Annotated in this window: 11 protein-coding genes; 7 read left to right on the plus strand and 4 right to left on the minus strand. The window is 68.8% G+C overall.

The window, feature by feature from the left end; all coding sequences use genetic code 11:
- Nucleotides 1-13: 13 nt before the first annotated feature.
- The 7 genes from SBI67_RS14555 (at nucleotide 14) to SBI67_RS14585 (ending at nucleotide 9,831) form a co-directional block, all read left to right on the plus strand.
- Nucleotides 14-2,404: a DUF6049 family protein gene (locus tag SBI67_RS14555; RefSeq protein WP_318981214.1), complete on the plus strand. Its 2,391-nt coding sequence runs from the start codon at nucleotides 14-16 to the stop codon at nucleotides 2,402-2,404.
- Nucleotides 2,401-5,928 (plus strand): lipid II flippase MurJ, encoded by a 3,528-nt coding sequence (locus tag SBI67_RS14560; protein ID WP_318981215.1) that lies wholly within the window; start codon nucleotides 2,401-2,403, stop codon nucleotides 5,926-5,928. Before SBI67_RS14555 ends, SBI67_RS14560 begins: the two co-directional genes overlap by 4 nt.
- A gap of 107 nt (nucleotides 5,929-6,035) precedes the next feature.
- Nucleotides 6,036-6,602: an RNA polymerase sigma factor SigM gene (gene sigM / locus SBI67_RS14565; protein ID WP_318981216.1), complete on the plus strand. Its 567-nt coding sequence runs from the start codon at nucleotides 6,036-6,038 to the stop codon at nucleotides 6,600-6,602.
- A 7-nt stretch (nucleotides 6,603-6,609) separates the two neighbouring features.
- Complete coding sequence (locus SBI67_RS14570) at nucleotides 6,610-7,113, plus strand: RsmA family anti-sigma factor (protein WP_318981217.1); 504 nt, start codon at nucleotides 6,610-6,612, stop codon at nucleotides 7,111-7,113.
- Between the two features lie 83 nt (nucleotides 7,114-7,196).
- Nucleotides 7,197-8,147 carry a thioredoxin-disulfide reductase gene (gene trxB / locus SBI67_RS14575; protein ID WP_266047969.1) on the plus strand — a complete coding sequence of 317 codons (951 nt, stop codon included), beginning with the start codon at nucleotides 7,197-7,199 and terminating at the stop codon, nucleotides 8,145-8,147.
- A 28-nt stretch (nucleotides 8,148-8,175) separates the two neighbouring features.
- Nucleotides 8,176-8,508 carry a thioredoxin gene (gene trxA / locus SBI67_RS14580; protein ID WP_318981218.1) on the plus strand — a complete coding sequence of 111 codons (333 nt, stop codon included), beginning with the start codon at nucleotides 8,176-8,178 and terminating at the stop codon, nucleotides 8,506-8,508.
- 126 nt (nucleotides 8,509-8,634) lie between these two features.
- Nucleotides 8,635-9,831 (plus strand): N-acetylmuramoyl-L-alanine amidase, encoded by a 1,197-nt coding sequence (locus SBI67_RS14585; RefSeq protein WP_318981219.1) that lies wholly within the window; start codon nucleotides 8,635-8,637, stop codon nucleotides 9,829-9,831.
- A 17-nt stretch (nucleotides 9,832-9,848) separates the two neighbouring features.
- Here SBI67_RS14585 and SBI67_RS14590 read toward each other — a convergent pair whose 3' ends face one another.
- The 4 genes from SBI67_RS14590 to rsmG all read right to left on the minus strand — a co-directional run bounded on the left by SBI67_RS14590 (nucleotide 9,849) and on the right by rsmG (nucleotide 13,524).
- Complete coding sequence (locus SBI67_RS14590; RefSeq protein ID WP_318981220.1) at nucleotides 9,849-10,595, minus strand: acetyltransferase; 747 nt, start codon at nucleotides 10,593-10,595, stop codon at nucleotides 9,849-9,851.
- 261 nt (nucleotides 10,596-10,856) lie between these two features.
- Nucleotides 10,857-11,864 carry a ParB/RepB/Spo0J family partition protein gene (locus SBI67_RS14595; protein WP_318981221.1) on the minus strand — a complete coding sequence of 336 codons (1,008 nt, stop codon included), beginning with the start codon at nucleotides 11,862-11,864 and terminating at the stop codon, nucleotides 10,857-10,859.
- Complete coding sequence (locus SBI67_RS14600) at nucleotides 11,861-12,931, minus strand: ParA family protein (protein WP_413232475.1); 1,071 nt, start codon at nucleotides 12,929-12,931, stop codon at nucleotides 11,861-11,863. Before SBI67_RS14600 ends, SBI67_RS14595 begins: the two co-directional genes overlap by 4 nt.
- Nucleotides 12,832-13,524, minus strand: a complete 693-nt coding sequence (gene rsmG / locus SBI67_RS14605) for a 16S rRNA (guanine(527)-N(7))-methyltransferase RsmG (RefSeq protein WP_318981223.1) — start codon at nucleotides 13,522-13,524, stop codon at nucleotides 12,832-12,834. Before rsmG ends, SBI67_RS14600 begins: the two co-directional genes overlap by 100 nt.
- Between the last annotated feature and the right edge of the window lie 56 nt (nucleotides 13,525-13,580).

Here is a 13,580-nt window from a genome sequence, read left to right on the forward strand (position 1 = left end):
GGTGGCGGCCCACATGTCCCTGTCGCTCCGCTCCTGCCCGCCGATCCTGCGCTTCCTCGCCGCCGCCGCGCTGCTCATCCTTTTCGCCGCCCCCGCGATCTCGCCGCGCGCGGCCGCGGGTGAACCCGGCTCGGCGCAGTTCCTGCACCTGCAGATCGACCGCATCACCCCCGACATCGTCACGACCACCAGCGACGCGGTGGTCACCGTGACCGGCACCGTGAGCAATGTCGGCGACCGGCCGGTGCGCGATATCGTCGTGCGGCTCGAGCACGCCGCCGCCGTGACGGCCGCACCGGGGCTGCGTACCAATCTGTCCGGGAACCTGGATCAGTACGAACCGGTGGCCGACTTCATCACGGTGGCACCGGAATTGGAACGCGGACAGCAAGTCCCGTTCACCCTGAGCTATCCCGTGCGGGCCGACCGGACACCATCGCTGCGCATCGACAAGCCCGGTGTCTATCCGGTGCTGGTCAACGTCAACGGCACCCCCGACTACGGCGAGCCGGCCCGCCTTGACGACGCCCGCTTCCTGCTTCCGGTGCTCGGGGTGCCTGCCGACCCGACCGCCAGCGCCGACCCGGGCGAGGGCGCCGCGCTCGGCGCCGTCGTCGCACCCGACACCACCAAGCCGGTGGCCACCACGGTGCTGTGGCCGCTGGCCGACCGGCCCCGGCTGGCCGCAGGCATTCCCGGCGGCACCACACCGGTGCGATTGATCGACGACGACCTGGCCGCCTCGCTGGCCTCGGGCGGTCGCCTGGACACCCTGCTGTCGGCGGCCGATTTCGCGACCAGCCCCGAGGTCGATCCGGACGGCACGGTGCGCACCGCGCTGTGCCTGGCGGTGGACCCGGACCTGCTGGTCACCGTGAACGCGATGACCGCCGGTTATGTGGTCAGCGCCGAACCCGACGGCGGCATGGGCACGCCGACCCGGCCCGGCACCGGCAAGGAAGCGGCGGTGGACTGGCTCAACCGGCTCAAGGTGCTGGCCCAGCGCACGTGTGTGACCTCGACGGTCTACGCCCAAGCCGATCTGGACGCCCTGGACCGGGTCGGGGACGCCGCGCTGAACGGCACCGCCATCGCCTCGGCCGCCGATATCGTCGACCAGATCCTCGGGGTGAAGTCGGTGCGGGGGGCGACGCTGCTCGGTGACGGACCGCTGACCCAGCGGGCGGCCCAGGTTCTGGGCACCCAGGGGCCGACCGTCGCGATCGCCGCCGCCCCACTGACCGGTGACGGTTCCGGCACGGTGGCGTTGCAGCCGCGCCGCGACGGACCGCAGCTGGTCACCGCCCCGTTCGATCCCATGGTGGGAGCCGCGCTGGCCGGCGCCGGGAGCGATCCGCAAACCCCTACCTACGTCGATTCGGCGCTGACCATCCCGCTCAAACACGACTCCGCGGTGGCCCGCCTGCAGGACGCGCTGGGCGCGCTGTTGTGGCGTGGCCTGCTACCCGACAGCGAACCCCGCACCCAGATCGTCATGCCGCCGCTGGGGTGGAATCTGCGGCCGGACGAAGCCCAGGCGGTGTTCAGCGCGATCTCCAGCACCATCCGCGCCGGGCTGGCGGTGCCACGACCACTGCCCGCCCTGATCGCCGAGACCTCGGCCGGCGCGCCGCCGGTGGACAGCGGCCCCCCGGCCATCGACGCCAACCCGCGCGCCCGGATCGACGACGACGTCATCGCCGGCATCGGCCTGACCACCGGGCGGCTGTCGCAGCTCACCTCCGCGCTGACCACCGACCAGCAGACCGGACTCACCGGCGCGACCTACACCGCGCCGCTGCGTGAGGACATGCTGCGCGCACTGAGCCAGACCGTACTCCCCGATGCCCGTAACGGGCTTGCGCAGCAGCGGCTTTCGACCGTCACCCGCACGGTGTCCGACATCGTCCACGCGGTCACCATCGTCAACCCCGGCGGCTCGTACACCCTGGCGACCGAACGCAGCCCGCTGCCGCTGGCCCTGCGCAACGACCTTCCGGTGCCCATCCGGGTGCGGTTGCACATCGACGCGCCGCCCGGGATGACGGTGACCGATCCCGGGGAGATCGAACTGCCGCCCGGCTATCTGCCGCTGCGCGTGCCGATCGAGGTGCACTTCACCCAACGCGTCGCCGTCGACGTCGGGTTGAGCACCGCCGACGGCATGCCACTGGGTGAGCAGGTCCGGTTGTCGGTGCACTCCAACGCCTATGGCAAGGTGCTGTTCTTCATCACCCTCACCGGTGGGGTGATCCTGGCCCTGCTGGTCGGCCGGCGCCTCTGGCACCGGTTCCGCGGCCAGCCCGACCGCGCCGATCTGGTGCCGCCGACCCGACCGGCCCAGGCCCACCGGCCCGATCCGCTCGACACCGCGCTGGCCCACGCCCCCGACGACGACCGATGAACGCCCCGCAACGCGCCTCCCAGCGGTCCACTGCTGCCCCGCGCAAAGAACTGTCGGATTCGGCCGTGGTGTCGCGGTCCTGGGGCATGGCGTTCGCCACCCTGATCAGCCGGATCACCGGCTTCTTCCGCATCGTGCTGCTGGCCGCGATCCTGGGCGCGGCGCTGTCGAGCTCCTTCACCGTGGCCAATCAGCTGCCCAACCTGGTGGCCGCCCTGGTGCTGGAGGCCACGTTCACCGCGATCTTCGTGCCGGTGCTGGCCCGCGCCGAACGCGACGACGCCGACGGCGGAACGGCGTTCGTGCGCCGGCTGGTCACCCTGGCCACCACCCTGCTGCTGATCGCCACCATCGTCTCGGTGGCGGCCGCTCCCCTGCTGGTCGACCTGATGCTCGGCGGCGATCCGCAGGTGAACCGGCCGCTGACCACCGCATTCGCCTATCTGCTGCTGCCGCAGGTCATCTTCTACGGTCTGACGTCGGTGTACATGGCAATCCTGAACACCCGCAACGTGTTCGGGCCGCCCGCCTGGGCTCCGGTGGTCAACAACGTCGTCGCCATCGCCACCCTCGGGCTGTATCTCCTGGTGCCCGGTGAATTGTCGCTGGACCCCGTCGAGATGGGCAATGCCAAGCTGCTCGTCCTGGGCATCGGCACCACGCTGGGCGTCGTCGCGCAGGCCGCCGTGTTGCTCGTTGCCATCCGGCGCCAACGGATCAGCCTGCGGCCGTTGTGGGGTGTGGACGACCGGCTCAAGAAGTTCGGCACCATGGCCGCCGCGATGGTGCTCTACGTGCTGATCAGTCAGATCGGCTTGATCGTCGGCAACCAGATCGCCAGCGCGGCCGCCGCCTCCGGGCCGGCGATCTACAACTACACCTGGCTGGTGCTACAGCTGCCGTTCGGGATGATCGGCGTCACCGTGCTGACCGTGGTGATGCCCCGGCTGTCGCGCAACGCGGCCGCCGAGAACGGCCCGGCGATCCTGGCCGACCTGTCGCTGGCCACCCGGCTGACCATGATCACCCTGATTCCGATCGTGGCGTTCATGACCGTCGCCGGACCGGCCATCGGTTCGGCGCTGTTCGCGTACGGCAATTTCGGCGCGACCGACGCCGGATACCTCGGCATGGCGATCACCCTGTCCGCGTTCACCCTGATCCCCTACGCACTGGTGCTGCTGCAGCTGCGCGTGTTCTACGCCAGGGAGCAGCCGTGGATCCCGATCGTGCTGATCCTGGTGATCACCGCGGTCAAGATCGTGGCGTCGGTGCTGGTCGGCCACCTGGTGACCGACCCCGAGCTGGTCGCCGGTTATCTCGGACTGGCCAACGGGCTGGGTTTCCTGGCCGGGGCCACCATCGGATATGTGGTGCTGCGGGCCAACCTCGCACCGCTGCTGCCGCCCAGGGCGGGCGGGCTGATCAGCGTCGACGTGGTTCGCACCATCCTGGTGACCATCGCCGGGTCCATGGTCGCGGGGCTGGTCGCACACGTGGTGGACCAACTGCTCGGCGTCGAGAAACTGACCGAGCACGCTGGTGCGGCGGGCTCGCTGCTGCGGCTGCTCATCCTCGGTGTGATCATGCTGCCGATCATCGCCGGGGTGCTGCTGGCCGCCCGGGTCCCCGATGCCCAGGCCGCGCTGCGCGCGGTGCGCCGCCGGCTGGGACGCGCACCGGCCGCACCCGTCCCGCCGCCTGCGCGCGTTATCTCCCAGCGGCCGGTCCAGCGCGTCAATTACGCTGACCAGAGGAATTCGTACACATCGCAGCGCCCCGCCGGGACGGGCACGCGGAAAGGACACATGGTGGCCGACCAACCCGGAAGCGGGTTCCCGCCTGGCGCCGAAGGACCTGCCGAGGCGGGTACCGGTGCCGGTCCCACCACGCGGATTCCTCGGCCCGATGCCGGTGATTTCCAGCCGGACATCCCCGCACGGCCGGCCGCCGACTACGGCGGCGACCCCACCCGCGAGCAGTTGCCGTTCGATCCGCCCCGCGAGCCGGCCATCGAAACCGCCACACCCGGGTCTCGGCTGCCCGGCGACGACGATGTCCACCTGATCCCCGGCGCCATCATCGCCGGCGGCCGGTATCGGCTGCTGGTCTTCCACGGCGGACCCCCGCACCTGCAGTTCTGGCACGCCCTGGACACCGCGCTGGACCGGCAGGTCGCGTTGACCTTCATCGATCCCGACGGTCAACTACCCGACAGCGAAGTGCAGGACATCCTCAGCCGCACCTCCAAGCTCAGCCAGATCACCTCCCCCGGCATCGCCCAGATACTCGACGTCGCGCGCACCGCATCGGGTGGGCTCGTGGTCGCGGAATGGATCCGTGGCGGCTCGCTGGCCGAGGTGGCCGAGACCTCGCCGTCGCCGATCGGCGGGGCCCGGGCCATCCAGTCGCTGGCGGCCGCGGCCGAAGCGGCGCACCGGTCCGGGGTGTCGCTCTCGATCGACGACCCGAGTCGGGTTCGGGTCAGCATCGAGGGTGATGTGGCGCTGGCGTTCCCCGCGACGCTGCCGTCTGCCACGCCCGAGGACGACATCCGCGGGATCGGCGCGGCGCTGTATGCGCTGCTGATCAACCGCTGGCCGCTGCCGGAAGCCGGGGTGCACAGCGGCCTGGCCCCGGCCGATGTGGACGGCACCGGGCAGCCCGTCGAACCGCGCTCGGTCGACCGCGACATTCCGTTCCAGATCTCGGCGGCCGCCGCACGCGCCGTGCAGGAGGGCGGCGGCATCCGCAGCGCACCCACCCTGCTGAACCTGCTGCAGCAGGCAACCGCCGTCGCCGACCGCACCGATTACATCGCGCCGGTCGACGGTGCCGGCGCGCCCGCACCCGCGCGGCAGTTCAGCGCGGTGGCCGCCAGCGACCCGGACACCGTGGCCCGCCGCCGGAAGGGCCTGATCATCGGTCTGTCCGCGGCCGGCGTGGTCGTGGTGATCGCCCTCGTCGTGCTCGCCTCGGTGCTCAATCGGATCTTCGGCGATGTCGGTGGGTCCCTGGACAAGCAGGAACTCGGACTGAACGCGCCCAGCAGTTCGTCGAGTTCGGCGGCCGGTGACGTGGTGAAGCCGGTGCGCGCGACGGTCTACTCGCCCGAGGGTGAAGCCGATGAACCGACCTTGGCCGGGCTGGCGATCGACGGCAACCCGGCGACGGCCTGGCCGACCGACACCTATTCCGATCCGAACCCGTTCCCGAACTTCAAGAACGGGGTGGGCCTGATGCTGCAGCTGTCCCAGCCCACCACGCTGGCGTCGGTGACCGTCGACGTCTCCAGCACCGGCACCGCCGTGCAGATCCGGTCGGCGCAGTCGGCGAATCCGGCCAAGCTGGAGGACACCACCGTGCTGGCCCCGGCCACCCCGCTGAAGAAGGGGTCCAACACCATCACCATCCCGAACGCGTCCCCGACGTCGTATGTGTTGGTATGGATCTCGACGCTGGGCACGGTCGACGGGAAGAACCGCAGCGACATCTCCGAGATCACCCTGAAGGCCAAGTCCTGACGGTTATCCCCAGCCTGTGCATACCTGAGGCGCTGGTCAGCGCCTTTTTGACACAGGTGCCAGAAGAACTGTATGGGAGGGTTCGGCGGCCTTCATAGGGTTCGGCTGTGGAGAGTTTCGGGGGGAATTCCGGCCCGCAGCGCACCGACGCACAGCTGCTCGCCGCGCACGTCGCCGGTGACCGCTTCGCGTTCGAGGAGCTGTTCATCCGCTATCGGCGGCCGCTGTACCGGCTGGCCCGCTTCACCACCCGCAGTCCCGAGGACGCCGGGGACGCGCTGCAGGAGGCCATGCTGTCCGCGCACTGCGCCGCCGCGACGTTCCGGCACGGGTCGTCGGTCAGTAGCTGGCTGCACCGCATCGTGCTCAACGCCTGCCTGGACCGGCTGCGGCGGCGCAAGGCCCGCCCCACGGCACCGCTTGAGGATGACGTCTGGCCGGTGGACGACGAGACGGCGCAGGTCGACACCGCGATCGTGGTGGAGCGCGCCCTGATGCGCCTGCCCGTCGACCAGCGGGCCGCCGTCGTCGCGGTGGACATGCAGGGTTTCTCGGTGGCCGAGACGGCCAACATGCTGGGCGTCGCCGAAGGCACCGTGAAGAGCAGGCGAGCCAGGGCCCGCGCGACACTGGCCCACGTGCTGGCCGAACGCACCGTGCCTGCCGCGCCATGATGGACGGGTGCACGATGCTCAGTCAGGTCAAGCCGACTCCGGTAAGCCGGACGGGCCGGCGCATGCCGCGCGCCCGCTGCACTGGCGGCGCACCGCCCTGGTCTGCGGCGTCGCGGCGGCCGTAGCCGGCTTGGGCGTGGGAGTCGCAGCGCTGAGCGACACCTCGGCACCGGCCCGGGTGAGCGGGCCGACGGCCCAGCAGATCACCGTCGCGCACCGGCCGGCGCCGATGCCACTCTCCCGGGCCGACATCCTGGCGCTGCTGGGCCGGCCCGCAGACCTCGGCCCCCTGGCCGAGCCGCAGCGCTGGGCGGCCTGCCTGCGCGGGCTGCGGCGGGATCCGGCGATGCCGGTGCTCGGGGCCACCCCCGTGACGGCGACCGGGCGGCCTGCCGTGGTGGTGGTGTTTCCCGGGAACCATCCCGCCGACGTGCAGGCCGTCACGTTGGACACCAGCTGCGACGCTGCACACGACGCCACCCTGGCCGAGACCACTCTGCCCCGGCCCTGACTGGTGCCACCGGGAACAGCTGGGCCTACCCTGATGTTTGAACTCACGCCGGTTTCACGCGGCAGAAAGGCCTCGCACCCACGATGTCAAGCTCATCCGAGATCCACGACGTGATCATCATCGGCTCGGGACCGGCCGGCTACACGGCCGCGGTGTACACCGCCCGCGCACAACTGAAGCCAGTGGTGTTCGAAGGCATCCAGTTCGGCGGCGCGTTGATGACGACCACCGAGGTGGAGAACTATCCCGGTTTCCGGGAGGGCATCACCGGCCCAAACCTCATGGACGAGATGCGCGAGCAGGCGCTGCGGTTCGGCGCCGACCTGCGCATGGAGGACGTCGACGCGGTCGACCTGTCCGGCCCGATCAAGAAGGTGACCGTCGGTGACGAGACTCACCAGGCCCGCGCGGTGATCCTCGCCATGGGCGCGGCGGCCCGCCACCTCGGCACGCCCGGCGAGCAGGAGCGCATCGGTCTCGGCGTGAGCACCTGTGCTACCTGTGACGGGTTCTTCTTCCGCGACCAGGACATCGCCGTGATCGGCGGCGGCGACTCGGCGATGGAGGAAGCCACCTTCCTGACCAGGTTCGCGCGCAGCGTCACGCTGATCCACCGGCGCGACGAGTTCCGTGCCTCCAAGATCATGCTCGAGCGCGCCCAGGCCAACGAGAAGATCACGTTCCTGACCAACACTGCGGTCACCGAGATCGAGGGCGACCCCAAGGTCACCGGAATCCGGTTGCGGGACACGGTGACCGGTGAGGAATCCAAACTGCCGGTGACCGGTGTGTTCGTCGCGATCGGGCACGACCCGCGCTCGGAGCTGGTCCGCGGTCAGGTCGAACTGGACGACGAGGGCTACGTCAAGGTGATCGGACGCACCACCGCGACGTCGGTCGAAGGTGTCTTTGCCGCAGGCGATTTGGTGGATCACACCTACCGGCAGGCCATCACCGCCGCCGGTTCGGGCTGTTCGGCCGCCATCGACACCGAGCGCTGGCTGGCCGAAAACCACGCTGCCGCAACCGTATAGACGTTCCCAACTCGATCAGGAGGATCACATGAGCGAAGATTCCGCGACCAGCACCGTCACCGACGCCTCGTTCGGTCAGGATGTGCTGTCCAGCTCCACCCCGGTGCTGGTGGACTTCTGGGCCACTTGGTGCGGTCCGTGCAAGATGGTCGCCCCGGTTCTCGAGGAGATCGCCAAGGAGAAGACCGGCGATCTGCGGGTGGTCAAGCTCGACGTGGATGCCAACCCGGAGACCGCGCGTGATTTCCAGGTGGTGTCCATCCCCACAATGATCTTGTTCAAGGGTGGCGAACCGGTGAAGCGTATCGTCGGGGCGAAGGGCAAGGCCGCCCTGCTCCGGGAGATTGCCGAGCACATCTAACAGGTAACGCGCAGTCTTTCTGCACCCCGGGGTTTTCCGGATTTACCCGCGTATCTGCGACAATGCTGTCAGTCCATCCAGCGGTCGTCGGCACGTGTCCGGCTGTAGCCCATCGAAAGGCCAGGTATGTCGATACTGCGTCGAGGTGACCGGGGTGCTGCGGTCACCGAGATCAGGGCGGCGTTGGCTGCGCTGGGGCTCTTGGACAGTCCCGATGCGGATCTGTCCACCGGCAAGCACATTGCCGCGGACGTGTTCGACGACGAGCTCGACCACGCCGTGCGTGCGTTCCAGCAGCACCGCGGTCTGCTGGTCGACGGCATGGTCGGCGAGGCGACGTTCCGCGCGCTCAAGGAGGCGTCCTATCAGCTGGGTGCGCGCACCCTGGCCCACCAGTTCGGCGCCCCGATGTACGGCGACGACGTGGCGACACTCCAGGCCCGGCTCCAGGATCTCGGCTTCTACACCGGCCTGGTGGACGGCCATTTCGGCCTGCAAACCCACAATGCCCTGATGTCCTACCAGCGCGAGTACGGGCTGTTCCCGGACGGGATCTGTGGCCCGGAAACGTTGCGGTCCTTGTACTTTCTCGGCTCCCGGGTCACCGGCGGCTCGATTCACGCGATCCGCGAGGAGGAGCTGGTCCGCCGGTCCGGCCCCCAACTGTCCGGTAAGCGCATCATCATCGATCCGGGGCGTGGCGGTGACGACCACGGGCTGATCCTGCAGGGCCCCGACGGCCCGATCAGCGAAGCGGACATCTTGTGGGACTTGGCAAGTCGCCTGGAAGGCCGGATGACGGCGATCGGGATGGACACTTTCCTGTCCCGGCCGGTCGGTCGCAGCCCATCGGATGCCGAGCGCGCGGGCACCGCCAACACCGTCGGCGCCGATCTGATGATCAGCCTGCGTTGCACCAGCCACGTCAGCCCGGCTGCCAACGGGGTAGCCTCGTTCCACTTCGGCAATTCGCATGGCTCGGTGTCCACCATCGGGCGCAACCTCGCCGACTTCATTCAGCGGGAAGTGGTGGCGCGCACGGGTTTACGTGACTGCCGTACCCATGGTCGAACGTGGGATCTGCTTCGGTTGACCAGAATGCCTACCGTGCAGGTCGATTTGGGCTACATCACCAACGTTCACGACCGAAAATTATTGGCTTCCAGCGCAACTCGCGATGCCATCGCCGAAGGTATGTTGGCTGCGGTCAAGCGGCTGTATCTGCTGGGCAAGAACGACCGACCCACCGGCACCTTCACGTTCGCCGAACTGCTCGCGCACGAACTCTCGGTCGAACAGGCCGGCCGCGTCTCCCCCAGCTAGCTAGCCACGACCGCGGGTCACCCGCACGGCACCGCCCCGACGGGTACCTCGATGCGGGCCGATTCCAGCAGTCGTTCCAGCGCGGCCTCCACATCGGCCTTCCAGCCGAGTCCCTGCTCGAGTTCCAGCCGGAGGCGCGGCACGTACGGGTGTGGGGACACCACTTCGAAACCGGCCTCGGCCAACAGCTCGACATCGATGATGCACTGTTCGGGGCTACAGTCGCCGAGTACCTCGAGGACGGGCTGCAGGTCCGGGGGGACTGCCGCCGGCTCGATGGACAGCATCGCCGACGTCCGGCCGAAGGCTTCCAGCGCGCGCACACCGCGACGTACCAGATCGGCGACGACGGCTGCGATCAAGCCGCGCGGAAGGACGCCGGCCTCGTCACCGGCGTCGACACCCAGCGAGGTGAGCAGGACGGCGTCGGCACTGACCGGTCCGGTGGGAAACCTCCGCGCCCGCGGCACCGCCCGCGGCGGGGCGTAGAAGGCGTAGCCCAGACAGGCCGACTCCCCCAACAGTTCGGCGGGTGCCGCCTCCCGTTGGCCGGGCTCCGGTGCGCACTCGACGGCGATCTGCCCGCACGAGCCCCACTCGAGCATGACCATGGACAGCCAGGCTTCCTTCTCGAATTCCGGATCGGCGAGGTGATCGTCACCACCGAGGGTCGACGGATCGACCTCCCAGAACACGCACCGCCGGGCATGCTTGGGCAGCTGATCGAACGCCTCCAGCCGCAGCGGCGTGATTCGCGATGACACTTCGACCCCCGACTCTCACAAACATCCGGCACACGATGGCATGTCCGGCTCGGCTGCTCTTCCAGAATACGAGAGCGCGCCACTCGCGGCCCAGATCCGGCCGGTTTGCCGCCGGGAACCGCCTCGATCGCGAAATCCGCTGCCAGACAAGGGATCCCCGCTTTGCAACGCGCGCACCTCAATCATCCGATGATCAAGTGTCACAGTGACGTAATTCGCCGGTGTACCTGGGTCAGGCACTGCAGCGCTCATTTCGACCGATCACGACTTCGCGGCGTTCATCAGATCGACGATGCGCTGCAAATCGTCCACCGAGCCGAATTCGACGACGATCTTGCCCTTGCGCTTACCCAGGCTCACCGTCACCCGGGTATCGAAGGCCGTCGACAGTTGCTCGGCGACGTCCTGCAGGCCCGGCATCTGGATCGGCTTGCGGCGCGGGGCCGACGGCTCGATCGGACCGTTGCGGTTGGCCAGGGTGACGGCCTCTTCGGTGGCACGCACCGACAATCCCTCGGCGACGATCCTGGCCGCGAGTTCTTCCTGCTGCTCCGGCCCGCCTTCCAGCGCCAGCAACGCGCGGGCATGACCGGCCGACAGCACGCCGGCCGCCACTCGACGCTGCACCGCGATCGGCAGTCGTAGCAACCGGATCATGTTGGAGATGAGCGGGCGGGAGCGCCCGATCCGGACCGCCAGTTCGTCGTGCGTCACCCCGAACTCCTCCAGCAGCTGCTGGTAGGCCGCCGCCTCTTCCAACGGATTCAGCTGCGCCCGGTGGATGTTCTCCAGCAACGCATCGCGCAACATATCGCCGTCGGCGGTCTCCCGGACGATGGCCGGGATGACGGATAACCCGGCTTCCTGGGATGCCCGCCACCGCCGCTCCCCCATCACCAGCTGGTACCGGGGGCCGCGTTCCCCGTCCGAAACGTCGGACAACTCGCGCACCACGATCGGCTGCATGACGCCGAACTCCTTGATGGAGTGCACCATCTCGGCGAGCGCTTCCTCGTCGAACACCTGGCGTGGCTGGCGTGGGTTGGGCTCGATCAGTTTCGGATCGATCTCCCGGTACACCGCGCCGAACTCCGAGACGGCGGCCGGCGGGGCGCTGGGTGCCGTGCCTGCGCTCGGCCCACCCAGCAGTACATCGGCGGCCGCGCTGCCCATCTTGGTGCCCAACGGGTCACCGTCGGCGGGACCAGTCGGGATCAGCGACGCCAGACCACGGCCCAGCCCGCTGCGCTTCTTGGCCGGTTGATTCATCCTTGTGCCTTCCGCTGCTCGCTGTCCTGCCCGCGCCGCGCAATCTCGCGACTGGCGTCGAGATAGCTCATCGCGCCGCGTGAACCGGGATCGTAATCGAGGATGGTCATCCCGTACCCGGGAGCTTCGGACACCTTCACGCTGCGCGGGATGACCGTCTTGAGGACCTTGTCGCCGAAGTGTGCTCGAACGTCTTCGGCCACCTGATCGGCCAATCGGGTGCGTCCGTCGTACATGGTCAGCACCACGGTGGTGACGTCCAGTTCAGGATTCAGGTGGGCCTTCACCATCTCGATATTGCGGAGCAGCTGGCCCACCCCTTCCAGCGCGTAGTACTCGCACTGGATTGGGATCAGCACCTCCGGGGCGGCGACGAGTGCGTTGATGGTGAGCAGGCCCAGCGACGGCGGGCAATCGATGAAGACGTAGTCGAAACTGTGCTGCTTCAGTTCGGCCAGAGCGGTGCGCAGCCGGCCTTCCCGAGCCACCATGCTGACGAGCTCGATCTCCGCGCCGGCGAGATCGATGGTGGCCGGCACGCAGAACAGCCGATCGTTGTGCGGGCTGCGCTGCAGCGCGGTGTGCAGCGGGATCTCACCGATCAACACCTCGTACGACGACGGGGTGCCCTGCCGGTGCTCGATCCCCAGGGCGGTGCTCGCATTGCCCTGCGGATCGAGATCGATCACCAATGTCTGCAGTCCTTGCCGAGCCAGTGCGGCGGCGATGTTCACCGCGGTGGTCGTCTTGCCGACGCCGCCCTTCTGGTTCGCGATGGTGAAGACGCGCTGGCGTTGAGGCTTCGGCAATCCGCCCTCGCGGTTGTGCAGCAGCCGGGTGGCCCGCTCGGCCTCGGCGGCGATCGGGGTATCGATGCCCGGGTCACCCCGCCAGGTGCCGGCGCCGTCGGGGGTCCACGTTTCACGTGAAACATCGGCGCCCTCGGGCGGCTGTACCGGTCCCGCTGTCATCGTTTCCTCCTGCCGGATCGTGCCGGGCGATCCGCTCGCTGACCGCGCGTCGCCGCGACCACGGTTGCGGGTGGATTCAAATAGTCCACGCCACATCTCACCACCCTTACGTCGGTGGCACCAAGCGAACGCAGCGTCCGCTCGTGCTCGTTGATCTCCGACTCGGCGCGCTCGCCCTTGAGCGCCAGCATGCGACCGCCGACACGCAACAGCGGCATGCTCCACCGAGTCAACTTGTCCAAAGAGGCGACCGCTCGCGAGGTCACCGTGTCCAACTCCCCCACCTCGTCGCGCACCGCCGGATCCTCCGCGCGACCGCGTACGACGGTGACGTCCAGCCCGAGCTCGTCGACGACCTCGCGGAGAAACTCGCTCCGGCGCAGCAGCGGCTCCACCAGGACCACCCGTACATCGGGACGCGCTATCGCCAACGGGATGCCGGGCAATCCGGCCCCGCTGCCGATATCACCGACGCGCTCCCCCGGGTGCATCAACTCGGCGACGGCGCCGCTATTGAGAAGGTGCCGGTCCCATAGCCGGTCCATCTCGGACGGACCGATCAAACCCCATTCGATCCCGGCGCCGGCGAGGATCTCGCCGTACCGGTGCGCCAGATCGACGCGCTCCCCAAAGCACAAGGCCGCCGACTGGGGAGCCGGACTCAGTTCGCCATGTTTCACGTGAAACATCCTCCGGATGACCCAGGCCGACGGCCTTGATTGTGTGGCTTGAGAACTACATCCCT

The organism is Mycolicibacterium chengduense, from assembly GCF_033741155.1.
Taxonomy (GTDB): Bacteria; Actinomycetota; Actinomycetes; order Mycobacteriales; family Mycobacteriaceae; genus Mycobacterium.